Source organism: Gordonia sp. w5E2 (genome assembly GCF_036540975.1).
In the GTDB taxonomy this organism is placed as follows: Bacteria; Actinomycetota; Actinomycetes; order Mycobacteriales; family Mycobacteriaceae; genus Gordonia; species Gordonia jacobaea.
Window position 1 is genome coordinate 2,692,296 of sequence record NZ_CP144213.1, and the last position, 24,151, is coordinate 2,716,446.

Genomic DNA, 24,151 nt, shown 5'->3' on the forward strand with positions numbered 1-24,151 from the left:
GGGGTGGTCGTCCACGTCAGCGGAAGATGCCGATGACGCCCTGCAGGGTCTTGGCCCCGCCCGACGCGAACAGGTTGTCGTGGACCATGTAGGTCCACGTGGTCGTCGATCGGTGGAGGTCGGCGGAACCGAGGTCGACGCCGTCGGCGGTGATCGCAACGTCACGGAACGTTGTACGCGCATTCTCGACGGCCTCGTTCGGCAGTTCGCCGAACTCGGCGAGGATCAGCCGATGGAACTCGTCGAGCGGGCTCTCCTTGCCGATCGCCCTCAGGTGGATGCTTGCGCGCACATCCGAGACGAAGGCGAGGTGATCGGCCCAGGCGCGGTCGAGGTGGTAGAGCATGATCTCGCGGGCCGCCTGGACGAGAACATCGCGGTCGACCGGCTCGACGGGTGTCGCGGGGGTGGATTCAGCCTCGTCGGTCGTGTCGGCCACCGCGTCGTCCGGGTCCTTGTCAGCCGCCGACTCTTCCGCCGCCGCCTTGTCGGGCTTGCCTGCCTTGTCTGCCGTGTCTTCGCGGTCTGCCGACGGGCTCGCGGTCCCGGTCAGTTCGGCGTAGCGCTCCGGCTCGAGTTCGGCGAGCTCCTCGAGGGCGGTGTCCGTCGTGAGCAGCTTCATCCGACGTGCGACGACGATCTCACGCTGCTGATTGACCAGCTTGTTGTAGCGCCAGGTGTTGGCGTGGAGTTCGAGCATCACGCCCTCGGCGACACGCTGAGCCTGCTCGATCAGGTCGATACCCTTCTGTCCCATCGATCCGTCGGGTTCCGACGAGACCGGGTCCCGCTTGAACGCCAGGTTCTTGGTGACGACCGGATCCTCGAGACTGCTGAAGAACACCGCAGAACCCGGGTCTCCCTGACGGCCTGCACGGCCGCGGAGCTGATTGTCGAGCCGTTCGGTGTCGTGACGGCCGGTTCCCACCACACACAGGCCGCCGAGTTCGACGACCTCCTCACGTGCCGCCGGATCGTCGTCGGAACCGCCGAGCCTGATGTCGGTGCCTCGGCCTGCCATCTGGGTCGACACGGTGACCGCGCCCTTCACACCCGCCTCCGCGATGATCTTCGCCTCCTCGACGTCGTTCTTCGCGTTGAGGACGACGCTCGGGACACCTGCTTTCTCGAGGAAGTAGGCCAGCTCCTCCGATTCGGCGACGTCGTGGGTTCCGATCAGCACCGGTTGCCCGGTCTCGTGGATCTCCTTGACGTAGTTGACCACCGCTTCGACCTTGTTGGCCTTCGTGTCGTACACACGATCGGGAAGGTCGGTACGGATGTTGGCGGTGTTCGGCGGGATCTGCGAGACGCGCAATTCGTAGAACTGGCGCAACTGCTCGCCTGCGGCGAGCGCTGTACCGGTCATGCCGCACACTCGCGGGTAGCGGCCGATGAGCGCCTGCACGGTGAGCGTGTCGATGACCTCGCCCGAATCCGTCTGTGCGAGTCCTTCTTTGATCTCGACCGCGGCCTGCACGCCGTCGGGCCACCGCTGCAACTGCGCGACGCGACCACGCGAGGCGTTGATGAGATGGACACCGCCGTCGCGAACGATGTAGTGGACGTCGCGCTCGAGCAGGTAGTGCGCGTGCATCGCGATGTTCACGTGGACGAGCGTGGTGCCGACGTGTTCTTCGTCGTAGAGGTTGATGCTGCCGAGTTCCTCTTCGACGAAGGCAGCGCCCTCGTCGGTGAGAGTCACGTTCCGGCCTTCGGCGTCGATGTCGTAGTGCTTGTTCTTCAACCGCCCGACGACCTCGTGGATCGCCTGATCGGGAACCTCGGCCTCGGTCGAGCCTGCGAGCACCAGCGGAATGAGCGCCTCGTCGACCAGCACGGAGTCGGCCTCGTCGATGATTGCGACGTCGGGCGTCGGCGAGACCAGATCATCCTCTGACTGTGCGAGCTGGTCGCGCAGCACGTCGAACCCGATCTCGTTGACCGATCCGTAGGTGATGTCGCCCGCGTAGGCCCGCTTGCGTTCTTCGCGAGTCGAGTTCTCCGACACCGCGCCTGCGACGATTCCGAACGAATCGAACAGCGGTTTCATCCACTCCGCGTCACGAGTGGCCAGGTAGTCGTTGACCGAGATGACGTGCACCTGATGGCCGTCGAGGACATAGCCGACGGCAGCGATCGCGCCGGCGAGGGTCTTGCCCTCACCCGTACCCATCTCGATGACGTCGCCCTCGAGCAGACGTAGCGCGCCCTGGAGCTGGACGTCGAACGGCCTCAGGCCCAGTGTGCGATCGGCAGCCTCCCGAGCCAACGCGAGAAACTTGGCTCGGTCCTTCTCGTCGGCACTGATCTCGAGTTTCTCGGCCTCTTCACGAAAGTGCTCGGTGTCCAAGCCCGCGGCCCAGTCGGTGTAGTTGTCAGCCTCTTTGATCAACCCGACCGACTTGGACTGGTTACGTGAGGACTGGGCTCCCAGCAACCGCCACATGCTGTTCGTCAGCTTTCCCACCGAACGATTCTCCTACCTCGTCGTTTCATCCGAACTCCGACGTCACGGCCCGGATCGACAACCACGGTACGCGGCCACGCGGCCGCGAATTACGACGCATCCAACAGACGCTTTCGACTACCGTGAATCACGTGAGCATCCGACGCCGGGGTTCGACGTGTCAGTACCGACCAGCACCGTCTCGTTCACCGGTGGGACTGCTCGTCGCGTCGTTGGTCGCTGCATGTGTCCTCATCCTCGCCGCCTGTGGTGGGAGCACGGACTCGGCATCACGAGAGGTCGACCCTGGCGTGCTGGTCGGCAAGAACTACTCGTCGACCTCGGTGACCGGTACACCGATTCCCGGCGGCGGGCCGATGCAGGTCTCGTTCCCCGAAACCGGGCGAATCTCGGCAACGGCAGGCTGCAATCGCCACAACGGTGCGCTGACCTTCGTCGACAACACGTTCCGAACCGACAAGCTCGCCACCACGATGATGGCGTGTCCCCCGCCGCGTGCCGGCGCAGACAAGTGGTTGACCGATTTCCTCTCCGATTCGGTCACCTGGGATCTGCAGGGAAACACGTTGACCCTCACCCACGGCGACACGAAAGTCGTTCTGACCGAGGGTTCTCCACAGACCTGACGTATTCCCGCCGACCTGACACCTCCCCACAGACCTGACCGGCCCCACAGACCTGACCGACGCCGCCTCGGGTACACATCGACACGTCACCTACAACGAGACAGGAAATCGAAGATGACAGACACCACCCCTGTGGTCGTCACCGTGACCGGCGCCGCCGGAAGCATCGGGTACGCAGCAGTGTTCCGCATCGCCGCGGGCGACATGCTCGGACCCGACCGCCCGATCAAGCTCCGGCTACTCGAACTCCCCCAGGCGATCTCCGCGGCACACGGCACGGCCATGGAGTTGCAGGACGGAGCATTTCCGCTGCTGACCTCCGTCGACATCTTCGACGACGCGCGTGCGGCCTTCGACGGCACCGACTTCGGGCTCCTCGTCGGCGCGAAGCCGCGCTCCAAAGGTATGGAACGTGCGGATCTGCTGTCGGCGAACTCGGCCATCTTCGCCGAGCAGGGTGCTGTCATCAACGACGTCGCGGCCGACGACATCCGCGTCATCGTTGTCGGCAATCCGGCGAACACCAATGCGGCGGTCGCGGCGGCGAGCGCCCCCGACGTGCCCGCCGAGCGATTCACCGCACTGACACGACTCGACCACAACAGGGCCATCGCGCAACTCGCGGCACACACCGGAGCCCCCGTGCGCGACATCAGCAGGGTGAGCATCTGGGGCAATCACTCGGCGACGCAATACCCCGACATCTTCCACGCGCGCGTCGGAGATCGCAGTGGAGCCGACGTCGCCGCGGACACCGACTGGCTCGTCGACGACTTCATTCCGACGGTCGCCGCGCGAGGCACCGCCATCATCGAGGCGCGGGGCGCGTCGTCCGCGGCGTCGGCCGCCAATGCGGCAATCGATCACGTGCGCGACTGGGTCCTCGGTACCCCCACCGACGACTGGACGTCGGCCGCGGTCAGTTCCCCGGGTGCGTATGGAGTTCCCGAAGGCCTGATGTGCTCGTTCCCCGTCCGATCGGTCGACGGCGCGTGGCAGATCGTCGACGGCCTCGAGATCAATGAGTTCTCGCGAGCCCGCATCGACGCGTCGGTGGCCGAACTGCAGTCAGAACTCGACGCGGTCGCCGCACGGCGCTGACGCGGGGGCAGCTGAGTACCACGCCGGGTACCACTAGGTCTCCTGTTGGTCACTCTTGACTACCCAATCGTTCACGGCAGCTTAAACTTCCGACATGTCAAAGAAGTCGACGTCGAAAAAGTCGCAGTCCGCCGAGCCCAAGCAGAAGAAGATCTCCAACAAGGTGTACGAGGCCGAGCTCTTCCGGCTGCAGACCGAAATGGTCAAGCTGCAGGAGTGGGTACGCGAGACAGGTGCTCGCGTGGTCGTCGTCTTCGAGGGCCGCGACGCAGCCGGTAAGGGCGGCACCATCAAGCGCATCACCGAGTACCTCAGCCCTCGGATCGCGCGCGTGGCCGCTCTGCCCGCCCCCACCGATCGTGAACGCGGCCAGTGGTATTACCAGCGCTACGTGGCTCAGCTGCCCGCTCCCGGCGAGATCGTGCTATTCGACAGGTCCTGGTACAACCGTGCAGGAGTCGAAAAGGTGATGGGCTTCTGCACCCCCGAAGAACACACCCGCTTTCTCCGACAGACCCCGATCTTCGAACAGATGCTGATCGACGACGGAATCCTCTTGCGTAAGTACTGGTTCTCGGTGTCCGACGACGAGCAGCTCCGCCGGTTCCGCTCGCGCATGAACGACCCTGTGCGACAGTGGAAATTGAGCCCGATGGATCTGGAGTCCGTCTACCGATGGGAGGACTACTCCCGCGCGAAGGACGAGATGATGGTGCACACCGACACCGCGCTGAGTCCCTGGTTCGTCGTCGAATCCGACATCAAGAAGCATGCGCGACTCAACATGATGTCGCACCTTCTCTCCACCATCGACTATCACGAGGTTCCACGCCCGCAGGTCTCACTGCCGAAGAAGCCGATCGAGAGCGGTAACTATCACCGCCCGCCGCGCTCGTTGTCGAAGTACGTTCCCGACCACGTCTCAGAACTCATGGGACACAGTGATTGATGAACACCGGTGATTGATGAAGACCGGTGACTGACCCGAAAACCCGGCGACCAGAACGGAACACCTGCGTAGCATGAGTCGCGATGTGGATCGGTATCGCTGAATTCGACTTCCTGCTCGGTGACGTGCACTCGCTCAAAACGAAACGCTCGCTTGTCCGCCCGTTCGTCGCGGAGTGCAAACGACGTTTCGCGGTGGCAGTCGCAGAGGTCGGCCATCTCGACGCCCACCGGCGCACGACGATCGGGGTCAGCGTCGTCGCCGCCGATCGGGGGCATGTCGTCGAGATCCTCGATTCGGTGGAGCGGTTCGCGGCGGCGCGCCCCGAGGTCGAGCTGCTGTCGGTGCGCAGACGTGAACTGTCGTCCACCGACATCTGACCGGCACGCAGACCGCTCACTCAGCAGACATCGCCGACTCAGCGGGCTGACCGACTCAACGGTCGACGATTCCGGCCTCGGCAGCGACGACGCGATACGCCGCCGCAAGGGTGTCGACGGTTTCGTGTGCGTTGAGTCCGCTCGGGTTGGGCACCACCCACACCCGGGCGGCGCCCCAGCGTTCGCCCTGATCGCCCGGCTGTGCGTGGCGATCGCCGAATGCGCTGCGGTACGCGGTGATACCGGCAACAGCCACAACCTCGGGACCGATGTGTTCGACCCTCGCCCGCAGTCGTTCGCCGCCCGCGACGAGCTCCGCCTTGTCGAGTTCTGCGGCTGTCGCCGTTGCCCTTTCGACGACGTTGGTGATTCCCACCCCGGCGCCGATGACCTCATCGCGATCGGCGTCGCTCATCCCGGCCGACGCGTCGACGACGTGGTCTGTGATGCCCGCTCGATACAGCGCAGGCCAGAACCTGTTGCCGGGTCGGGCGAAATGCGCGCCGGTTGCCGCGCTCCACAGACCGGGATTGATGCCGACGAACAGTAATCGGCAACCCGGCCCGACGAGGTCGGGAACCAGCCGATCGCTATACGTAGCCAGTTCGGCTTTGGTGAAGCCCATCTGGCAGACGCTACGCGCGTCACCTCGTTACGTGCTTGACTTCCTGCCGTCGGGCGCATTCCATGGGTAGATGAGCTTCGACGACGCCCCGCGTTCAGCGCTTCCCCTCCTTGTCGTCGACGCCGCCAACGTCGTCGGTTCGGTTCCCGACGGTTGGTGGCGGGACCGTCGTGCAGCGACCGAACGCCTCCTCGACTCGGTGGCACCGTTCGCCCACACCGGCGTGCCGGGTATGCCCGGCCCCGTCGACATCACGGTTGTCGTGGAGGGGCGCGCTCGCGGGGCCGTGGGCCGGCCGGGCATCCGCATTGTCGAAGCGACTGGATCGGGCGACGACACCATCGTCGACGTGGTGTCGGAGAACCGTGACAGGCAGGTCGCGGTGGTCACCGCCGATCGCGAATTACGTTCTCGGGTAGAAGCTTTGGGCGCTGAGACCATCGGCCCAAAGGTGATCCGAGAGGGGGCGTAACCGACGCAGGCGCGGCAGGTACCGCGCGCGGCGTGCCTACGATGGGATCAGAGCACGCCGAACTGAACGCCCCGTCCCCGATCAAGGAGTGTGCACGTGGCACGAACCGTGGCCGACAGCATCATCGAAACGCTCGATCGATCCGGAGTGCAGAGGGTCTACGGAATCCCCGGCGACTCGTTGAACGGATTCACCGATGCGTTACGCAAGGATCAGCGGATCGAGTGGGTCCACGCGCGCCACGAGGAAGGTGCCGCATTCGCCGCCTCTGCGGAGGCGGCACTCACCGGCGAGCTCGCGGTGTGCGTCGGAAGCTGCGGGCCGGGCAATCTGCACCTGATCAACGGTCTCTTCGACGCGCAGCGCAGTCGCGTGCCGGTGCTCGCGATCGCTGCGCACATACCGGCCGCGGAGATCGGCAGCGGATACTTCCAGGAGACGCACCCCGAGCAGTTGTTCGTCGAGTGCAGCGACTTTTGTGAAATGGTCAGCACCCCAGCACAATTGCCCCGCCTGCTCGACATCGCGATCCGCACCGCCGTCGAACGACGCGGTGTTGCCGTGCTCGTGATCCCCGGTGAGAACTTCCTCGAGAAGGAGCATCAGCGTCGGGGTGGCGCGGCGATCCGCGCCATCGACAGGATCGTCCGCCCCACCGACGCCCAATTACACGACGTCGCGGCCGCGCTGAATGCTGCCGAGAAGGTCACCATCCTGGGAGGCGCAGGCACTGCGGGCGCCCACGACGCCGTCGTCGAGTTGGCAGGAGCTCTCCAGGCACCTGTTGTCCACGCACTGCGCGGCAAGGAGTTTCTGGAGTACGACAACCCGTACGACGTCGGGATGACCGGACTGCTCGGCTTCAGCTCGGGGTATCGCGCCATCGAGAAGTGCGACACGTTGTTGATGCTGGGCACCGACTTTCCGTATCAACAGTTCTTCCCCTCCAAGGCGACGATCATCCAACTCGACATCCGCGGCGAGCAGATCGGTCGACGCACACCGGTCGACGTCGGGCTCGTCGGGTCCGTCGCCGATACGATCCCTGCCCTGCTCCCCCTCATCGACCGGAACCGCAGCTCAGAACATCTACGTTCGTCGCGTGAGCACTACATCAAGGCGCGCGCGTCGCTGAACGACCTTGCCGTGAACGACGGCAAGACGCCGATCCATCCGCAGTATCTGGCCAAACTGCTCTCCGACCACGCCACCGACGACGCAGTGTTCATCCCGGACGTCGGCTCGCCGGTCGTCTGGGCGGCGCGATACCTCGAGATGAACGGGAAACGGCGACTGATCGGCTCGTTCACGCACGGGTCGATGGCGAACGCGGTGTCTCAGGGAGTCGGCGCACAGGCGAGCTACCCGGGTAGGCAAGTCATCGCCATGGCGGGCGACGGCGGGCTCGCCATGTTGCTCGGCGAGTTGCTGACGCTCACGCAGAACGCCCTGCCCGTGAAGATCGTCGTCTTCAACAATTCGTCGCTGAACTTCGTCGAGTTGGAGATGAAGGCCGCGGGGTTCGTGAACTTCGGTACCGACCTGGAGAACCCCGACTTCGCCGCACTGGCGCGTGCGATCGGGATCAAGGGCGACCGCGTCGAGAATCCCGGCGACCTCGATTCCGCGGTACGCGAGTTCCTCGCTCACGACGGGCCTGCGCTGCTCGATGTCGTCACTGCGCGACAGGAGTTGTCGATCCCGCCAACGGTATCGGCAGCGCAGGCGAAGGGATTCACGCTGTATGCGATTCGGACCGTTCTCTCCGGACGCGGCGACGAACTGATGGACCTGGCCGAAACGAACGTCTTCCGCAGGCTCTTCGACTGAGGCCCGCAGCGCTCAGTGCGGCACCTTGCTGAGGTCGGCGCGCAGCAGCATCACGTTGTAGTCGCTCCAGCGCGAGGCGTTGAAGAACAGTTCGGGCGATGACCCGACGACTGCGGGCGAGTGCGGTTGGATCATGGGTCCGTACAGGACGACGGCACCCTTCTCCACGAGGTAGGTCGGTGCGCTCCACGGACCTTCTGGTCGATCCGCTGTGCGGATGCGAATCCCGTTGTCGCCGTCGAGCATCATGTACTTGTTCAGGTACGGACTCCACGCCACCGACAGTTCCGTGACGGGAGCTGGCACGACGATCGCCGATCCGTCGTCGGGAACGTCGGCGATGTTGTCGACCCACTTGCGATCGCGACCTGCCCAGTACTGGTACTTGGTCACGTCGAGGATGTCGGTCGGCTTGAACCGTGCGAGGAAGCCTGCGCCGAATCGTCCGTTGGGCGTACCGAATTGGTACACATAGTCGCTCTGCGCACCGTGCCCGCGTACGTAGGCGTTCTGCTGAAACTTTCCGTTGTTGGGTTCCGCAGGCGGCAGATCGAACGGAAGGGCTGCGGCCACAGGCGAATTCACCAGGATGGTGTCGCGATCGACCGTCCAGTTCTGTCCGTTGTCGTCAGAGTGCGCGACGGCTGAATAGTTGGTCACCCAGTGACCGGCGGAGCCCCATGACCGTACCGACATGAAGTTGATGAACTGCCGATACCCCGATCCCCAGGGCAGCGATATCGCGGCGGTGGGGATGGTGGTCGTCTCGATGGGACTGACACCGAGTGCCGGGATCAGTTCGCGCGCAAAGGTGGGACGGGCAGCGTCGACGGGACTGCCTGACTGCACGTCGCCGGGCACGCCGGGCGGGACGCTCACGCCGTCGTCGAACTTGGTGTCGCGTGTCCGCATGAGCGTGTTGTGTCGCCACTCCTGACCGGCTGCGTTGCAGTCGCCGAAGGTGTCGCCGAACGCCATCAGAGTCTGCCCGGAGCCGTTGTCCCAGGAGATGCCGAGGTCGGTCCCACTGATCGTGAATCGACTGAACGTGCGGTTGATGCTGCGTGGCCCGGTCACCCACGACACCGTCCGGGCGCGTGGGGTGATGTAGATCGGCAGCGGGCCCTGCGTTCCGAGGCCGGGGCGCGCACCGGACGAGCCAGAACCCACGGAACCCGACCCCAGTGACCCGGTTCCCAGAGAGCCGGTCCCCAGTGAGCCCGTCCCGCCCAGCGACCCGGATGCGCTGCCGAGATCGGGAAGCGAGCCGTTACCCGCATTCGCGCAGGGTGCCGCAGTCGCACGTCCCTCACCAGCGACGAGAAAAGCGCCCACGGAGGTCGCCACGAGCGCCGCGACAACGAGTCTGCGTGCACCTGCTCGTATTCGGAGCATGGTCGATGGTCCTCTCGATGAACGGTCCGACTGCGGGTCGGCTGCAGCACATCTGTCACGTGTGTGGCAGATGTGATTCAAGAGGCCATTGTGGCGTATGGGTATTACCGTTCACACATGGGCACGGTCACGATCACGTTTCGGAGCGCGAGAACTCCGACGCTCGGGCGACCTGATCCGCGGTCAGTACCCTGCCGGTGTACTTCTCGAACTGCGCCGCCGCCTGTAGTGCGATGACCTGCGCACCGGTGATCACCGGTGTCCCCGCTGCCGAGGACGCGCGGATCAGGGGCGTCTGCGCCGGCAGCGCGACGACGTCGAATACGAGATCAGCAGCGGCGATCGCGTCGTCGTCGAACGACTGCACGTTCTCGTCGGCGCCCTGCATGCCCAGCGGGGTCACGTTGACCAGGATCTGCGTTCCCGGGGCTTGCGCGCTGTCGGTCGCTCGGTAGCCGTACTTCGACGCCAACTCCTCGCCCGCCGTAGCGTTACGAGCCCACACCGTCAGATCGTCGAAACCTGCGCCACGAAACGCCGCCACCACGGCTTTCGCCATTCCACCTGATCCCCGCACCACGACCGAAGACGCGGGATCGATGTCTGCGATGAGTGTGGCCACCGCCTCATAGTCGGTGTTCGACGCCCTGAGATGGCCGTCGTCGTTGACGATCGTGTTCACGGAGTCGATCGCCGCCGCAGACTCCTCCACCTCGTCGACGAGGTCGATGACAGCCTCTTTGAACGGCATCGACACCGAACACCCACGAATGCCGAGCGCACGAACACCGGCAATCGCGCCGTGGATGTCGGTGGTGGTGAATGCCTTGTAGATGTAGTTCAGACCGAGCTCGTCGTAGAGATAGTTGTGAAACCGCGTACCGATGTTCGACGGCCGCGCGGCGAGCGAGATGCACAGGGTCATGTCCTTGTTGAGAATCGGCATGCGCGCCACGCTACTGCCCGCATCGCCACTCAGACCGACCGAACGACGATGTGACAGCACGACGAGTCGCGTCGTAGCCTCGTCGTTAGTCGCACCGAGACATCAGGAGGTCGATTCTGTGGGCTGGAACACATATGTGGCACTTGGTGATTCGTTCACGGAGGGGGTCGGCGATCCGGACCCCACCCGCCCCAACGGGTTACGCGGATGGGCCGATCGTGTCGCGGAACAGCTCGCCGTCGATAACCCCTCGCTGCGCTACGCCAACCTCGCGATCCGTGGGCGCCTGCTCGATCAGGTGCTCGACGAGCAGATCGACCGCGCCCTATCGCTGCAACCCGATCTGATCACCATCTACGCGGGTGGAAATGATCTGATGCGTGGCTCCGTCGACCTCGACGCCATGATGTCCCGCTACGAGAAGGCTTTGGCCCGACTGCGCTCGACGGGTGCAACGGTCATCGTGTTCACCGCGTACGACGCCGGCTGGGCTCCCATCTTCCGGCTCACTCGCGGTCGGAGCGCCATCTACAACGAGCTGCTGCGGGCGATCGCTGAGCGCCAGGGCGCGCGCATCCTCGACTTCTGGCGGCTCGCCGGATACGACGACTACCGCATGTGGGACACCGACCGACTGCACATGTCGTCGCTCGGACACGCACGCATGGCATCCGAGGTACTCGACCTGATCGGCGCAACGCACACTATCGACGTACCCTCACTGGCCCCGCTACCAGTGCAGACACGTGAGCAACGGCGACGCGACAACGTCGAGTGGGCGCGCACGTTTCTCTATCCCTGGCTCATGCGTCGTGTGCGAGGGGTGTCGTCGGGTGACAGCATCAGTCCGCGGTGGCCCGAGCCGGTCGTCGCTGCCGACGCGCTCAGTGACGTCAACGCCGAGCCAGCAACAGCGGGATGATGTGGTCGGCGAGCAGCGGCGCCAACGGGACATTCGCCGACGCGACGTCGATCCACTGAAGTTCCGCGATCTCGGCGGCGGGCGCGTCGACGCGGACGTACGGATGCTCGAACACAGTGGCTTCGACGAGATGGCCGACCTCGTTGGCGGCGTCGGCGCGAAACACACCCAGTTCGACGAGGTCATCGGCGCGTAGCTCGACCGCCAATTCCTCCCGGGACTCGCGCAGCGCCGTACGTCGACCATCCTCCCCCGGTTCGGGCTTACCGCCGGGCAGCATGAATCTGACGGCTCCCTTTTTCCGGACCGTCAGCAACCGACCGTCGTCGTCGCGGATGACGACCGCAGCAACCGTGATGACCGGGGCGGGCCCGCCGGGCGACGTCATCGGCTCGCCGTGCTCATGGATGACCAGTCACGCTGCGACGTAAGCGAAGTCGTTCCCCGAGCTCGCGTCATGTCCACACACCCGCGTCATTTTCCGAAGCCCGCGTCGCGCAGCGCCTGGGCCATCGATCCGTTGATCGGCTGGGACTCTCGTCGGTCCCGTCCCTTGCCGTCACGTCCCTTACCTCCGCGCGGTTGACCGCCACGAGCCTGCCCGTTGCCTGCGCGGCCTCGATCGGCACGGCCGTCGTTTCCGCCGCGTCCGTTCGCAGAGCCGCCACGTGGGGCTTGGCGCGAGTCCTGACCCGTGCGGGCGTCGTTGCGGCGCGCGCCACGATCGCCGCCCGGTGTGCGCACCTCGTCGTCGAGTCGAAGACTCAGGCCGATGCGCTGTCGGTCGACGTCGACCTCGACGACCTTGACCTTGACCACCTGGCCGGACTTGACCACCTCGTGCGGGTCGGAGACGAACCGAGTCGCCATGGCCGACACGTGGACGAGCCCGTCCTGATGTACTCCGACGTCGACGAACGCGCCGAACGCGGCGACGTTGGTGACGACACCTTCGAGGACCATGCCGGGCTGGAGGTCGGAGACCTTCTCGACGCCCGCGGCGAAGGTTGCGGTGGTGAAGGCGGGGCGCGGATCGCGTCCCGGCTTCTCGAGCTCGCCGAGGATGTCGGTGACCGTCGGCACGCCGAACCTCTCGTCGGCGAACTCTGCGGGCTTCAACGACTTCAGTGATCGCTCGTCGCCGATGAGTCCTGCGAGTTCGAGGCCTGTGCGGTCGAGGATGCGACGCACCACGGGATACGCCTCGGGGTGCACGCCCGACGCGTCGAGCGGGTCGTCGCCATCGGTGATCCGCAGGAATCCCGCGCACTGCTCAAATGCCTTGGGCCCCAATCGAGGAACCTCGAGCAATGCCGCTCGACTGCGGAATCGGCCCGCGGCATCCCGATGTGCGACGATGGCCTCGGCGAGTGTCGGTGCCACACCCGACACCCGGGCCAGCAGCGGCACCGACGCGGTGTTGAGGTCGACGCCGACGGCGTTCACCGCGTCCTCGACCACCGCGTCGAGGCTACGGGCGAGCGTGCCCGGCGTGACGTCGTGTTGATACTGACCGACACCGATCGACTTCGGATCGATCTTCACCAGTTCTGCCAGCGGATCCTGCAGGCGGCGCGCGATCGACACCGCGCCACGGATCGAGACGTCGAGGTCGGGTAGCTCACCCGACGCGTACTCCGACGCCGAGTAGACCGATGCTCCCGCTTCGCTCACCGTTGCCTTGATCGGCGGCCGTGCTCCCGATGCCGAGATATCCGAGATGAGTTCGGCGGCAAGTGAATCCGTCTCCCTCGACGCCGTGCCGTTTCCGATAGCGATCAATTCGACGCCGTGGCGCGCCACCAACGCGGCCAACGTCGCCTTCGCCGTGTCCCACTGCTTCTGCGGCTGATGCGGAAAGATCGCGCACGTGTCGAGCACCTTTCCGGTGCCGTCGACCACGGCGACCTTGACGCCTGTCCGGAACCCCGGGTCGAGGCCCAGAGTGGTGCGGTTGCCCGCGGGTGCTGCGAGGAGCAGGTCTTTCAGGTTCTTCGCGAACACCGCGACGGCGTCGTCCTCGGCGCGCTGACGCAGACGGACCCGAGCGTCGACGGCCGTGGAGATCATGAGTTTGGTGCGCCATGCCCATCGCACGGTGGTGGCCAGCCAGGTCGACGCCGCGCCCTTCCCGGACAGGTCGACGCCGAGGCTCGCCGCGACCATCGACTGATAGCCCTCGTCGTCGCCTCCGGTGAGGTCGACGGCGAGCACGCCCTCCTTCTCGCCGCGCAACACGGCGAGCACCCTGTGCGACGGCATCTCGTCGAGCGGCTCCGCGAAGTCGAAGTAGTCGCGGAACTTCTGTCCCGCAGCGCTTTTCGCGATCTCCTCCGAGCGCGGGGCGCTGGCGCACGATCCCTGTCGCCAGAACGTCTCGCGCACCTCGCCGACGAGTTGTGCATCTTCACTGGCCCGCTCGATGAGGATGTGTCGGGCACCCTCGAGTGCCGCAGCGGCGTCGGTTACCGCGTCGGAGACGAATTCGGCTCCGATGACAGTGGGATCGAGCGATGGGTCGCTGAGCAATCGGTCGGCGAGTGGTTCGAGGCCTGCCTCGCGCGCGATCTGCGCCTTGGTTCGACGCTTGGGCTTGTACGGCAGGTAGATGTCCTCGACGCGCGACTTGGTCTCCGCCGTCAGCAGAGCGTTCCGCAGCTCGTCGGTGAGTTTGCCCTGTTCCTCGATCGACGCGAGCACAGCGGCGCGTCGTTCATCGAGTTCGCGCAGGTAACGCAGCCGTTCGTCGAGCAGTCGCAGTTGCGCGTCGTCGAGCGAGCCGGTCACCTCCTTGCGGTAGCGCGCGATGAACGGAACCGTCGAACCCTCGTCGAGGAGTCTGACCGCCGCAGCCACCTGATGCTCGCCGACCTGGAGTTCGTCCGCCAGGCGTGCGTTGACCGACTTGATTCCGGAAACCGTCTCGGATGCACTCGAAGTCACCCGGAGCACCCTACCGAAGCGCGCCGACAACGATCCGTGCGGTGGATGTGCGTGTCGTCGACGACATCGTCGCGGATGCGGCAAGCGATTCCGTCCCGCACCTCCGGGACCAGCCGTAAGATCGGCCGGTGGGGGTCACCACCATTGGGTCCGCTATCCGAGAATCGAGTGCCACATGGGATTCCTGATCGGCTTCTCCCCCTGGATCATCTACTGGATTCTGGTCGGCAACACCTCGTTTCGCGTCGCCGTGATCGTCGCCCTCTGCCTGGCCGTGCTCGCTGTCGCGGTGCAGCGGCTGCGTCGACAGCCCTGGCACACCCTCGAGGCCGGTGCTGTATTGGTTTTCGCGATGTTCACCGTCCTCGCATTCACCGTCAGCGACTCGTTTCTGGAGCGCTGGCTACAACCACTGGGCAACGCCGCGATCTTCCTCATCGCCCTCGTCGGCATGGTGATCGGTCGACCGTTCGTCCGCGAGTACGCGCGTGCGTCCGTCACCGACGACGTCGCGCGCAGCGACGGATTCCGCGTGATCACCTCTGCGATGACGTGGATGTGGATCGCGGTCTTCGGAGTGATGACAGTGGTGTCGCTGATCCCGCCCCTCGTACAGGGCGAGGCGACGATCCGCGACGGCGCGTCGACATTGTCGATCGTCTGCTACTGGGTTGTGCCGTTCACGCTCCTGGGTGTCGCAGGCACCGTCTCCGGGGGTCTTCCCCGCGTGGTTCTCGTCGCACACCGATGCGATCAGCAAGCGACAGGACGCGACGCATCCGGGTGATCCGGTCGCCCAGCCCGACGCTCCTGCCGACGATCAGGACCCCCGCGTCGTCGTACGCGCGCCGTCGACCAGCCGCCAAGACGAACCGTTCTCCATCGGCGTCGACGCCCCCGGCATCCCCGACATCGCGGTGTCGGTGTCCGGGCAGGATCTCTACGGCCGACTCTGGCGGTGGCAGGGCCGCCTGGCCGGCACCGGACAATCCGTCGACGACATCCTCTGGGCAATGGCATTCACCGGCGAACCCGACCGCGCCGACCTGTTCATTCCTCCCGCGGAACCGTGGCAGCTTCGCATCGAGGCGAGAGGAGGCCAGCATCGCTCCGACGTCACGCGACTCCGGTCCGCAACAGCTCCCGGCGTTCGCGTCAGCGAGGTCGACGTCGACGGCAGACCCGGTCTCCTCGCACTGCCGGCAGAGGGCCATGCCCGACGCGCCGTGGTCTGTTTCGGTGGTTCGGAGGGCGGATACGACTCCCAGCGGGCGACGATCTGCGCACTGGCATCGCGCGGCATCGTCGCCCTTGCCTATGACTGGCTCGACGCCGACCCGGAAGCAGTTCCGGTCGCAGGCATTCCACTCGAGCGCTTCGCCACCGCGATCTCGTGGCTGTCACGGCGCACCGAGGTTGATTCGACCACCGTTGCCGCGCTGGGCATCTCCCGTGGAGCCGAAGGCGTGGCGGCCACCCTCGCGCGCGAACCCGACCTTCCCGTCGGAGCCCTCGTCTTGTTGAGCCCGAGTTCGGTGACCTGGCAGGCGATCGGCGACGGCGGCGAGATACCCGACACCTCGTCGTGGAGCTACCGCGGCCAATCGTGCTCGTACGCGCCGCTGCCGAGCGGAGTCCTCATGCCACAATTGATCAGCAACGCATGGCATCTCTCGCGAGATGTCGCACGCAACAAGCCGACGTTGCTGAGGTTGGCACCCGCATACAGTGCGGGCCTCGACACCGTGTCACGTAACCGCTCGCAGACGGCAGATGCCGTCATCGCGTGGGAGAAGATCGCGTGCCCGATCCTGTGCGTGAGCGGCTCCGACGATCACCTGTGGCCATCCGAGCAGATGGCTGACGCGCTGCTCGGCCGCCGAGGGTCGCAGTCCGATACGCATATCCGCTACGACGGCGCGGGGCACCTCCTGCGTCCTGGTCTCTACCCGTCGCAGGTCCAGGTGGTCGGCGGGATCGATCTCGGTGGCCAACCACGCGAACACGGCATGGCCTGCCTGGCGCTGACAGCCGAGATCACCGAATTCCTCGACTCCACCCTGGCGTGAACCCGACTGCCCATGGCCCCCAACTACCTACGGCCCCCGACTGCCTATGACCCGACCGCCTATGACTCGGTGGTCTTGGGTATCCAACCCAGCGCTGGTCCGAGATGCTGCGCCATGTCGGTGATGATCTGCTCGTAGTCTGCGGCGTCGAAGGTAAAGGGCAACGCGAACGCCACCTCGGTCGCTCGTTGAAACCCCTTGTGCGAGAACAGCTTCTCAGCCAACTCAGCGGAACTTCCGACATAGTCCGGCGAGAACATCATTCCGCGCGGACCCTGCGGGCTCAGCGTCCGCTCGAAGCGAGACTGCGCGTATGCCTCGTATTTGCGTACCTGGTCGGGTGTCGCGGAGTCCGTCGGGATCACCACGAGCCCTTGCGACACGCGCGCCGACGACGGATCGGGATGGTTTGCCCGGTAGGCGTCGATGTGTTCGGCCTGAATTGTCGCGAAGTCCCGCGACGTCGTGCCCTCGATACTGACCACCGAGGAAGTCAGGTAGTTCAATCCGTGCTGAGCGGCCCACTTCGCCGATTCGAGTCCGCCGCCATACCAGACGCGGCCGGCCAAACCCGGTGACTGCGGCTGAACGCTTCGGGAGAAGGTCTCGATCCCGACGGTTCCCTCGAACTCACTCACCGGTTCACCCCGCAGATGCGACAGCAGCCGCAGCACCCGGTTCTTGGAGAAGTCCTCACGGTCGTAGGTGTCCGGGTAGAGCGCGGTCTTGAAATCGTCGTATCTCATCGGAGTACCCACGGACACACCGGGATTGATACGACCGCCGGAGAGAAGATCGACCGTGGCGAGGTCTTCGGCGAGGCGGAACGGATTCTCCAGTCCGAGCGGTATCACCGCCGTACCGAGTTCGATCCGCGTCGTCCGCATCGACGCGGCCGCGAGCATCGCAACCGGCGACGAGATGCCGTGCTGCAGGTGCCGGTCACGCAACCACACGCTGTCGAAGCCGAGTTCTTCGGCCGCCTCTATCGTGCGCAGCGTCTCGAGGTGACCAGCCCTCGGGTCGGCCTCGTCGAACCGACCTATCGTGAGGAACCCCATCTTCTGTAGTGATTCGCCTTCGCGCGGCATCACATCTCCCATCGTGATTCTGCTCTCCTGTCAGTGATACCCCGTCCATCCCTGCCGCGCGTCGCGGAGCGTCGTCGCAGGAAATGCACGTCGGTGCGATGACCTGACCACGTCCGACTTTGGCTCACCGGTATCGAAAAGTCGGCGGGTACAAGCGCGCTCGGTTACCGTGCCGGGAATGACCAGAACGGCGACGCCTCGCCTTCACAACCGCGTTCGGGTCGCACCGACCGCACTCATCCTCGCGTGCTGCCTCGCCGTCGGCACCCTCACCGTCCTTCTCCCTGCACGTGCGGGAGCGGTCACGGGCGACGTCTACGCCCTGGCGAACACCTGCGTGCAGATCGCCGATCGAGGCGGGAAGAACGTGGGCGGGCAGTCCGGGCCGTTCACCGCCAAGGCCGCAGGCCTCGGCAGCTATCTCTTCTCCGGTAGGGGCGAACGTCTACTCACCGCGACTGCGGGCACGCCAACACTCACGCACCCCGTCAGCCCTCGCGCCCAGTGGAATGTGACAGGCAGCGGTCGCGACTTCACACTGACACCCGCCGTCGCAGGAAGTGGCGGACCTCGAGAAGTACATCTCACGCCCGCGATGGGATGTCGACCGTTTCCCGAACCGGAGATCGACGTGACCGGTCCCGTCATGCGTGGCACCGACGCCCAGGGCAATCTCCGCGGCTTCGTCGACTCGCACGCGCATCTGCTTTCCGAGCAGTTCCTCGGCGGAGAACTGCACTGCGGTAAGCCTTTTGATCCGCTGGGTGTGACGGTTGCGTTGCGCGACTGCCCCGACCACGAGCCCGACGGCATTCCCGCGGTGTCCGAGCAGGTGCTGTCGCGCCCCGGCCCGCACGCCACCGACGGCTGGCCGACGTTCTCGCAGTGGCCGAGATGGGATTCACTAACGCACGAGCAGACCTACTACCGCTGGATCGAACGTTCCTGGCGGTCGGGACTGCGCATGATCCAGAACTACTACGTGCAGAACCGCGTGCTGTGCGAGAAGTACTGGCGCGGCGATCAGCCGTGCAACGAGATGGAATCGGTGCGCATCCAACACCGGCTGTTACACCAGCTCGTCGACTACGTCGACGCCCAAAATGGTGGCCCCGGAAAGGGATTCCTGCGCATCGTGTCCTCGGCGGCAGACGCCCGTCGAGTCATCGCGGACGGCAAGGTGGCCGTGACTCTCGGCATCGAGATCTCCGAGCCGTTCGGGTGCCGTGAGGTCTCCGGTCGTTCGCTGTGCTCGCGCACCGATATCGATCGAGGACTCGACGAACTGAAGTCGATGGGCATTCGCCAGGTGATCCTCACGCACAAATTCGACAACGCGCTCGGCGGAACGCGATTCGACCAGGGCGTCACCGGAACCGCCGTCAACACCGGCGAGCAGTTGTCCAACGGGCATCCGTGGCAGGTCGAGAAGTGCCAGACCGCCGAGAAGGACAACCCGGTCCTCGGCTACCCGCGCGGGCAGCAGTGCAACGTTCGCGGGCTGACGTCGTTGGGCGCGTACGCGGTCAACGGACTCATCGACCGCAACATGGCCATCGACATCGACCACTTCAGCGCCAAATCGGCCGAAGCCGTCCTCGACATCATCTCCAGGCGTCACTATCCAGGAGTGATCTCGTCGCACACGTGGACCGATCCGCGCAACTATGGCCGCATTCTCTCCGCCGGCGGCATCGTCGGATTGTTCGCGACACCTGCCGAGGGCAAACCGGGTGAGAAGGGGCGACACGGAGACCTTCCACCCGACTACCTTTCTGCGTGGCGTGTGCTGCGCGAGCAGCGCAGTCCCGACTATTTCTTCGGTGTCGGGTTCGGCCCTGACATGGGTGGTCTCGGCGCCCAGGCACACCCGCGACCGTCAGCGAGTCGCAACCCGGTGAGGTATCCGTTCCGCGGAGCCGACGGTGTCACCGAGATCAGCAGGCAGGTCTCGGGGAAACGCGTCTTCGACGTGAACGTCGACGGCACAGCACATTACGGACTTCTGCCGGACTGGATCGAGAGCCTTCGCGTCCAGGCGGGGCCGGTCGACGGCCCGCGCGTCGTCGACGACCTGTTCGCCGCCGCGGAGGCGTACACCCGAATGTGGGAACGGGTCGAGGCATACCGTGGCTGACCGACCCGCGGCACCTGCAGACGTGCTCGGACGTCGAACGCTGCTGTCGTATGCCGCGGGCAGTGTCGGTACGGGTGGTTTCGGCACGCTCCCCGGATTGGTACTGGCGTACTACCTCACCGACACGCTTGCGGTTGCGGCGACGGTTGCCTCGATAGTCGTGGTCGCACCGAAGATCATCGACGTCGTGGTCAACCCGATCATCGGTGCCCGCTCGGATGCACGCGCAGCCCGCACCGGGAGCCGACGCTCCTTCATGGTCTTCGGGGCGCTGGCACTCGTCCCGTTGTTCGTACTCACGTTCCTCGTCCCACCGAGCGCGTCCCCTGCTCTGGCCGCCACCTGGGTGTTCGTGTTCTTCACGTTGACGGCTATCGCCTACGGCTTCTTCCAGGTGCCCTACGTCGCGTTACCCGCAGAGATCACGCACGACTATCACCAACGGACCCGCCTCATCACCACACGAATCGCGGTCCTCGCACTCGCTATTCTGCTGGTCGGCGCGGGCGGTCCCGCGATCCGCGACGCCGCGGGCGGCGGCCACGTGGGGTACGCGGTCATGGCTGTCGTGGCAGCACTGGTCCTCTGCACCGGAATGCTCATCGCGACATTCGGCGCAGCACCCCGATCCGCTGCGGCGTCACGAGTCGCCGAACCTCCCAGAACCCGCCTGCGCGACGGTGTCGCAGCGCTGACACAGGTACGCAACTTCCGACTCCTCGTCGCACTCTTCGTGATTCAGGCACTCGCGAGCGCGGTCATGCTCGGTGGCGCGCAATACGTAGCGACGTATCTCCTCGGCAACAAGTCCGCGCTGACGTACATGTTCGTCGCGCTGGTCGGACCCGCGCTGATCGTGATGCCCCTCTGGTATCGACTCGGACACCGATTCGGGAAGGTGGCCGGGCTGGTCCTGGCGTCGGTATTGTTCATCGCCGCAACGGCGTCGTTGCTGGTGGCGGCGTGGGCCCCCGGCTGGTGGATGCTGGCGTCCGTGGCGGTTGCAGGCGTCGGATATGCGGGCATGCAGGCGTTCCCGCTCGCGATGCTCCCCGACATCATCGAATCGGATCGCCGTACCACCGGCCACGACCGGGGCGGTGCCATGTCCGGGGTGTGGACCGCCTGTGAGACGGTGGGCCTCGCTCTCGGCCCGGGCGTGTTCCTGCTGATTCTCGCGATCGGCGGGTTCGTGTCGTCGAGCGGCGATACCGCAGTCGGACAACCGGATTCGGCGCTCACGGCTATCGCACTCGCCTTCTCGCTTGTGCCGGCGCTGCTTGTCGTGTTCAGTCTGCTGTTCCTCCGCGACTACCGCGACGACGCCGGCGTCGACGCTCTGACCGCTCACCCCAGCACGACGGGGCACCCCACTCAGTGACCCGAAAGGACCGATGTCGATGACCTCCAGCCCCGACGCAGCCGACCCGGTGGATCCACGAGCTCAGGAACCGCCGAACCTGAAGGATCGAGCCGACGCGGCTCTGCACGAACTGACTGACTATCGATCGACGGATGCGCCGACGCACGGCGGACATGTGCTGTCGTACGTCTACGACTCCGGACTCGAGGTGCTCGACGAGGTCGCGGCGTCGGCCGCACGAATGGTGCAGTCGGTCAACGGACTCGACCCGACGGTGTTCGGCTCCGTGGCAGCGATGGAACGCGATCTGATCGAGTTCGGCCGCGCCACTTTTCATGGTCCGGACGCCGTGGGGTCGGTCACCTCTGGTGGCACCGAGAGCTGCCTGCTCGCCGTGAAGGCTGCCCGCGATCGCGTGGGCGCTGCACCCGGGCAGTCGTCGATGGTCCTGCCGACGACCGCACACGCGGCATTCCTCAAGGCCGCCGAACTGTTCGGTGTCGAGGCGATCCGGGTGCCCGTGCCGACGGCATCGACTGCGGTGCGCGCCAACGACATCGCCGATGCCATTCGGGACGACACGATTCTCGTCGTGGCCTCGGCACCCAACTACCCGACGGGAGTGCTCGATCCGATCGCCGAGATCGCCGAGATCACCCGGTCGCGCGATCTCGCCTTCCACGTCGACGCCTGCCTCGGCGGTTTCGCACTGGCGTGGTGGGATGGTCTGCCTCCCTGGGATTTTCGAGTCGACGGCGTCACCAGCCTCTCCGCCGACCTGCACAAGTACGGCTACGCACCAAAGGGCTCGTCGCTCCTGCTGCACCGCGACCGCGACCGACACCGCGCCCAGTTCTTCTCCATCACCGACTGGCCCGGCTACCCGATCGTCAATCCGACGCTGCTCGGCTCCCGCTCCGCCGCGGGACTCGCCTCGGCATGGGCGGTCAGCCGGACCCTGGGTGCCGACGGCTACGCCGCATTGACGGGACGAATCCGACACGCGTTCGATGCCGTCGTCACAGCCATAGACGGGATCGACGGGCTACGCGTCGTCGGCGCGCCGTCGGGACCTGTTCTCGCCGTACGCACCGACCCCGAGGCGGCCGAACCCGTCGACACCCACCTGTGGGGCTCCGCAGTGTCGGCGCGCGGATTCGCACTGCAGGCACAGCCCGCGTTCACGCAGCCGGACGGCACAGTCCTGCCTGCCACCACACACCTGACGATCACACCGGTCACCGATTCCGTCGTCGACGAACTCGTCGAGGTTCTCGCGCTCGCGGCCGAGGAGGTCCGCGGCGCGCCCGCCCGGCTGGCGCCCGAGGCACTACGTGAACTGGCCGGAGCGTTCGACAGCGGCGCCGTCACTCTCGACCAGGCGCTCGCATTGCCCAGTGCGGCAGCGGAAGAGGTTCTGATTGCTGCCGGGATCAACCCGCATCGGCATGGTGGCGCGTCAGACCTGGACATGCCCGCGATCATCGCGGCCGTCGAATCGTTGCCACGCCCCGTCACCGCCCGCCTGCTCGCCGAGTTCCTCGCCGCGTATTGCAGCCCGTAGATTGAGTCGGCTCGACAGTGACATTGAGTCGGCTCGCCGACAGTGACATTGAGTCGGCTCGCCGACAGTGACATTGAGTCGGCTCGCCGAGAGTGACAACGTGGACAGCGTGACCATCTCCTCGCTACACGACGACAACCACCGCTCCTTCGCCAGCGACAACTACGCGGGAATCCATCCCGACGTGCTCGCAGCGCTCGCAGCCGCCAACGGCGGACACCAGTCTCCGTATGGCGCAGACGAGTACACGCGCAGCCTGCGCGACGTCGTCCGTGGTCAGTTCGGCGATCGTGCCGAGGTCTACCCGCTCTTCAACGGCACGGGCGCGAACGTCGTCGCACTGTCGGCGCTTCTCCCGCGGTGGGGTGCTGTCATCGCCCCTGCCAGCGCCCACATCAACACCTCTGAAGGTGCTGCACCCGAGCGCCTTTCGGGCATCAAGGTGATCGGCATGAGCACCGACGACGGCAAGCTGACACCCTCGCAGATCGAAGCAGGGGCGGCCGCGCTCGGCGATGAGCAGCTCGCACAGCCCTTGGCGGTCAGCATCACACAGGTCACCGAACTCGGAACCCTGTACACCGCAGCAGAAATCGCCGAACTCAGTGAGACGGCACACCGATTCGGAATGGCAGTCCACGTCGACGGGTCGCGGCTCTGGAACGCCGCCGCCGCTCTGCGGCAACCGTTTCGAGAGTTCCTCACCGACGCCGGTGTTGACATCGTGAGCCTCGGCGGGACCAAGAACGGGACCATGGCCGCCGAGGCGGTCGTGGTGATCGACCCCGACCGCGCCCCCGGCGTCGGATTCCTCCGGAAATCGACCACCCAACTGTCGAGCAAGATGCGGTTCACCACCGCACAGCTACTCGCGCTGTTCGACGACGACCTCGGTCTCCGAAACGCCGCGCACGCCAACGCCCTGGCGGCCCGGCTGCGCGCCGAGCTGGAGAAGGGCATCGACGACGGCTCACTCGCCGGGCTCACGTTGACCCAGAAGACGGAGTCCAACACCGTCTTCGCCCGACTGCCGGTCGAGATCGCCGACCGCATCCGCGAACGCGTCCACTTCTACGACTGGAACCGAAGCGTCGGCGAGGTGCGCTGGATGACCGCCTGGGACACGACCACCGACGATGTCGACCGCTTCGTCGACGCGATCCGCTGGGGATTCGCGACGACGTGACCCATCCTCGCCGCGGCCCTGTCACGTCTGAGTGCTGTCACATCTGCGTGCTGTGAACCGTCAACAAGGTGTGAGTCAACAA

18 protein-coding genes and 1 pseudogene are annotated in these 24,151 nt (G+C 65.6%); 12 read left to right on the forward strand and 7 right to left on the reverse strand.

Annotation, left to right across the window (positions count from 1 at the left end; translation table 11 throughout):
* Nucleotides 1-16 precede the first annotated feature (16 nt).
* The gene (gene secA2 / locus RND64_RS12085; RefSeq protein WP_064865213.1) at nucleotides 17-2,470 is read right to left on the reverse strand and encodes an accessory Sec system translocase SecA2; all 2,454 of its coding nucleotides are present in this window, start codon (nucleotides 2,468-2,470) and stop codon (nucleotides 17-19) included.
* A 131-nt stretch (nucleotides 2,471-2,601) separates the two neighbouring features.
* On the opposite strand from secA2, the gene RND64_RS12090 reads away from it, so the two are divergent.
* The 4 genes from RND64_RS12090 to RND64_RS12105 all read left to right on the forward strand — a co-directional run bounded on the left by RND64_RS12090 (nucleotide 2,602) and on the right by RND64_RS12105 (nucleotide 5,526).
* The gene (locus tag RND64_RS12090) at nucleotides 2,602-3,096 is read left to right on the forward strand and encodes an META domain-containing protein (RefSeq protein ID WP_231894662.1); all 495 of its coding nucleotides are present in this window, start codon (nucleotides 2,602-2,604) and stop codon (nucleotides 3,094-3,096) included.
* Nucleotides 3,097-3,210: 114 nt separating this feature from the next.
* Nucleotides 3,211-4,197 carry a malate dehydrogenase gene (locus tag RND64_RS12095; protein WP_005206879.1) on the forward strand — a complete coding sequence of 329 codons (987 nt, stop codon included), beginning with the start codon at nucleotides 3,211-3,213 and terminating at the stop codon, nucleotides 4,195-4,197.
* 94 nt (nucleotides 4,198-4,291) lie between these two features.
* Nucleotides 4,292-5,146 carry a polyphosphate kinase 2 gene (ppk2, locus tag RND64_RS12100; protein ID WP_005206882.1) on the forward strand — a complete coding sequence of 285 codons (855 nt, stop codon included), beginning with the start codon at nucleotides 4,292-4,294 and terminating at the stop codon, nucleotides 5,144-5,146.
* Nucleotides 5,147-5,229: 83 nt separating this feature from the next.
* Entirely contained in the window at nucleotides 5,230-5,526 is a 297-nt protein-coding gene (locus RND64_RS12105) for a DUF503 domain-containing protein (protein WP_005206883.1), read from the forward strand.
* A 55-nt stretch (nucleotides 5,527-5,581) separates the two neighbouring features.
* Here RND64_RS12105 and mug read toward each other — a convergent pair whose 3' ends face one another.
* On the reverse strand, nucleotides 5,582-6,151 hold the full coding sequence (gene mug, locus RND64_RS12110) for a G/U mismatch-specific DNA glycosylase (protein ID WP_005206885.1): 570 nt from the start codon (nucleotides 6,149-6,151) through the stop codon (nucleotides 5,582-5,584).
* A 70-nt stretch (nucleotides 6,152-6,221) separates the two neighbouring features.
* On the opposite strand from mug, the gene RND64_RS12115 reads away from it, so the two are divergent.
* Both RND64_RS12115 and poxB read left to right on the forward strand, forming a co-directional pair.
* The gene (locus RND64_RS12115) at nucleotides 6,222-6,623 is read left to right on the forward strand and encodes a hypothetical protein (protein ID WP_064861235.1); all 402 of its coding nucleotides are present in this window, start codon (nucleotides 6,222-6,224) and stop codon (nucleotides 6,621-6,623) included.
* Between the two features lie 96 nt (nucleotides 6,624-6,719).
* Nucleotides 6,720-8,453, forward strand: coding sequence for a ubiquinone-dependent pyruvate dehydrogenase (poxB, locus tag RND64_RS12120; RefSeq protein WP_005206895.1), 1,734 nt, complete (start codon nucleotides 6,720-6,722; stop codon nucleotides 8,451-8,453).
* 12 nt (nucleotides 8,454-8,465) lie between these two features.
* Here the strand turns inward: poxB and RND64_RS12125 are convergent, their stop codons facing one another.
* Both RND64_RS12125 and RND64_RS12130 read right to left on the reverse strand, forming a co-directional pair.
* The gene (locus RND64_RS12125; protein WP_005206898.1) at nucleotides 8,466-9,848 is read right to left on the reverse strand and encodes a DUF4185 domain-containing protein; all 1,383 of its coding nucleotides are present in this window, start codon (nucleotides 9,846-9,848) and stop codon (nucleotides 8,466-8,468) included.
* 133 nt (nucleotides 9,849-9,981) lie between these two features.
* On the reverse strand, nucleotides 9,982-10,794 hold the full coding sequence (locus tag RND64_RS12130; RefSeq protein WP_064861237.1) for a shikimate 5-dehydrogenase: 813 nt from the start codon (nucleotides 10,792-10,794) through the stop codon (nucleotides 9,982-9,984).
* 118 nt (nucleotides 10,795-10,912) lie between these two features.
* Between RND64_RS12130 and RND64_RS12135 the strand changes: the two genes are divergently transcribed.
* Complete coding sequence (locus tag RND64_RS12135; protein ID WP_064861236.1) at nucleotides 10,913-11,716, forward strand: SGNH/GDSL hydrolase family protein; 804 nt, start codon at nucleotides 10,913-10,915, stop codon at nucleotides 11,714-11,716.
* Here the strand turns inward: RND64_RS12135 and RND64_RS12140 are convergent.
* Entirely contained in the window at nucleotides 11,688-12,104 is a 417-nt protein-coding gene (locus RND64_RS12140; protein WP_064905209.1) for an NUDIX hydrolase, read from the reverse strand. The genes RND64_RS12135 and RND64_RS12140 overlap by 29 nt on opposite strands.
* 86 nt (nucleotides 12,105-12,190) lie before the next feature.
* Nucleotides 12,191-14,659, reverse strand: a complete 2,469-nt coding sequence (locus RND64_RS12145) for a Tex family protein (RefSeq protein WP_064861888.1) — start codon at nucleotides 14,657-14,659, stop codon at nucleotides 12,191-12,193.
* A 175-nt stretch (nucleotides 14,660-14,834) separates the two neighbouring features.
* Between RND64_RS12145 and RND64_RS12155 the strand changes: the two are divergent.
* Nucleotides 14,835-16,728: pseudogene (locus RND64_RS12155) on the forward strand (acyl-CoA thioester hydrolase/BAAT C-terminal domain-containing protein).
* 59 nt (nucleotides 16,729-16,787) lie between these two features.
* Here RND64_RS12155 and RND64_RS12160 read toward each other — a convergent pair.
* Entirely contained in the window at nucleotides 16,788-17,819 is a 1,032-nt protein-coding gene (locus tag RND64_RS12160; protein ID WP_064861893.1) for an LLM class flavin-dependent oxidoreductase, read from the reverse strand.
* A gap of 178 nt (nucleotides 17,820-17,997) precedes the next feature.
* Here RND64_RS12160 and RND64_RS12165 point away from each other — a divergent pair, with 178 nt between their 5' ends.
* The 4 genes from RND64_RS12165 (at nucleotide 17,998) to RND64_RS12180 (ending at nucleotide 24,069) form a co-directional block, all read left to right on the forward strand.
* Nucleotides 17,998-19,956 (forward strand): hypothetical protein, encoded by a 1,959-nt coding sequence (locus RND64_RS12165; protein ID WP_064861894.1) that lies wholly within the window; start codon nucleotides 17,998-18,000, stop codon nucleotides 19,954-19,956.
* Entirely contained in the window at nucleotides 19,949-21,337 is a 1,389-nt protein-coding gene (locus RND64_RS12170) for an MFS transporter (protein ID WP_064861889.1), read from the forward strand. Before RND64_RS12165 ends, RND64_RS12170 begins: the two co-directional genes overlap by 8 nt.
* A 19-nt stretch (nucleotides 21,338-21,356) precedes the next feature.
* Nucleotides 21,357-22,883, forward strand: a complete 1,527-nt coding sequence (locus RND64_RS12175; RefSeq protein ID WP_064861895.1) for a pyridoxal phosphate-dependent decarboxylase family protein — start codon at nucleotides 21,357-21,359, stop codon at nucleotides 22,881-22,883.
* Between the two features lie 109 nt (nucleotides 22,884-22,992).
* Nucleotides 22,993-24,069: a threonine aldolase family protein gene (locus RND64_RS12180; RefSeq protein WP_064861896.1), complete on the forward strand. Its 1,077-nt coding sequence runs from the start codon at nucleotides 22,993-22,995 to the stop codon at nucleotides 24,067-24,069.
* The last annotated feature ends 82 nt before the right edge of the window (nucleotides 24,070-24,151 follow it).